Here is a 1,912-nt window from a genome sequence, read left to right as displayed (position 1 = left end):
GCCCCGGGGCCCAACCGCGCCGGGCCGCACTCCCCCCGGGGGCGGGCCCCTGGCGGTGCTCCCGGCCCCGGGGGGGCGGGCCCCCCACACCGGTTGGCCGCCGAACTTGGTCGTCGGCGTGGAGACCGGACGGTCGGCCGCGGAATAGCCCTCGATGTGCAGCGATGTTCCCATGACCGGCATCATGCCAAGCGAGGATTCCACTCCTGGAGCAGGAGCCCGGCCTCCGTACGCGCCGCCTCGTCGGGTTCCGCGTCCGAGGCGAGCTCCGTCGCGAGGCCTTCGAAGTACTCCTGGTCCTCGTCCGACCGCAGGCAGACGTTGAGGATCGCGTCGCCGAGGTGGTCGGTGGTGTCGACGTCGGCCCCGGCGAAGGCCGCGAGGACCAGTCGCAGGCCCAGGAGATCGCGCCGCCTGAGCAGCGCCTCCGCCGTCCCCTGCGTGACGGCCGTGTCGTGGCCGTCCTGCAGGAGGCGGCGGAGGACCGCCGCGACTTCGGGTACGTCCGCGTGGGCGGCGAGCTGCCGGCCGGCGTTCGCCCGGTCCGACCAGGACGGCGAGGTGGAGGCGCGCAGCGCCGCGTTCAGCATGGAGCCATCCTGGCACGGGCTCACGGGAGGGCGATCGTGGTGATCAGGATGCCGCCGGTGTGGTGCCAGTGGCCGGTGAGGGTTTGTCCATCCCGGTGGGTGGTGAAGGTCCCGTCAGGGCACACCGTCACGGGCATCTCGACGAGCGGGGCCCACTGCCGGGTCAGCGGGTACCAGGCCTTGTAGACGGCCTCCTTGGTACTGAACAGCAGCCGGTCCCAGGGGACGAGGCCCGGAGGCAACTGCGCCAGACCGGCTCGCTCGGCGGCGGAGGCGGTGAGCCCCAGGATGCCGACCGGCAGCGGCCGAGCCGGCTCGGCGTCGATGCCGAGCGAGGCGAGCCGCCCGGCCGGCGCGACCGCACACGCGGTGTACCCGTCGCAGTGCGTGATGCTGCCGACCACGCCGTCCGGCCACACCGGTGCACCCCCGGCCCCGGGCAGCAACGGCGCCGGTGCGAAGCCGAGTTGCCCGAGCGCCCGCCGCGCGAGCGTACGGGCGACGGTGAACTGCCGCGTGCGCCGCTCCGGCCGCCCCGCGACGTGCGCGGCCTCGGCCGGGAGGAGCGGCGCCTGCGGCCCGTCTCCGAACGCCTCCGCCCACCGGACAGGGCCACGCGCGGCGCCGCGCATCGGCAGGGCGGGCGGCGCCGCGGCGGTGATCACGCGCTCGTGCCCTTGGCGTCGTCCTGGTGGGTGTCGAGGTGGGTGCGGAGCTGGGTGAGGGCGCGCTGGGTCTGCTGGGAGTGCTTGAAGCCGAGGTGGGCGACCTTGTCGAGGAGGGCGGGCCAGCCGTGGGGGGTGCTGGTGAAGGTGATGGTCAGCCGGGTGCGGGCGCCGTCGTCGACGGGGGTGAGGGTGTAGGAGAAGTCGCCGGTGAAGTGGCCGGAGAGAGCGGTGGTGAGCTGACGCTCGGCGTCGACGTGGGTGGTGGTGGCGGTGAAGCGCAACTTCGGCCCGGGCTTGCCGACACCGTTGGGGTGGACGGTGATCCGGGAGGTGCCGCCCTTGTGCTGGGGGGCGGTGGGGCCGGGCTGGAAGGTGTTGTGGGGGGTCCACCAGTTGGCGGCGCCGTTGAGCTCGGCGACGAGGGCGTGCCAGACGCGGTCGGTGGGGTGGTTGAGGATGGTCTCGTCGATGACGTCGATGGTGTGCACGGCAGTTGACCTCGCCTTCGGTTTTGTGTGTGTGTTGGTTAGTTGTGGGTGGTGTGGGTGGTGTTTTGGGTGGTGGTGGTTTGGTAGTTGGTGTGGTCGAAGTGGTTGGTTTGTTTGTGGTAGGTGTGGGTGTAGGTGGGCCAGATGGTGGGGTTGTTGCCGTGGG

3 protein-coding genes are annotated in these 1,912 nt (G+C 72.5%); all 3 read right to left on the bottom strand.

What is annotated here, in order from left to right:
• Window positions 1–182: 182 nt before the first annotated feature.
• Genes ACFV4G_RS32735 through ACFV4G_RS32725 form a run of 3 tightly spaced genes read right to left on the bottom strand, consistent with a single transcriptional unit; the run spans window position 183 to window position 1,746 of the window.
• The gene (locus ACFV4G_RS32735; RefSeq protein ID WP_380445795.1) at window positions 183–590 is read right to left on the bottom strand and encodes a hypothetical protein; all 408 of its coding nucleotides are present in this window, start codon (window positions 588–590) and stop codon (window positions 183–185) included.
• A gap of 20 nt (window positions 591–610) precedes the next feature.
• A complete protein-coding gene (locus ACFV4G_RS32730) occupies window positions 611–1,255 on the bottom strand; it encodes a 4'-phosphopantetheinyl transferase (RefSeq protein ID WP_380445794.1) in 645 nt (214 codons plus the stop codon).
• Window positions 1,252–1,746 carry an SRPBCC domain-containing protein gene (locus tag ACFV4G_RS32725; RefSeq protein ID WP_380445793.1) on the bottom strand — a complete coding sequence of 165 codons (495 nt, stop codon included), beginning with the start codon at window positions 1,744–1,746 and terminating at the stop codon, window positions 1,252–1,254. Before ACFV4G_RS32725 ends, ACFV4G_RS32730 begins: the two co-directional genes overlap by 4 nt.
• Window positions 1,747–1,912: the final 166 nt, after the last annotated feature.

It is taken from the genome of Kitasatospora sp. NPDC059747, assembly GCF_042732955.1.
GTDB lineage: Bacteria > Actinomycetota > Actinomycetes > Streptomycetales > Streptomycetaceae > Kitasatospora.
Note: the sequence above shows the minus strand (reverse complement) of the source record. Positions and strands in the feature narration are given on the sequence as shown.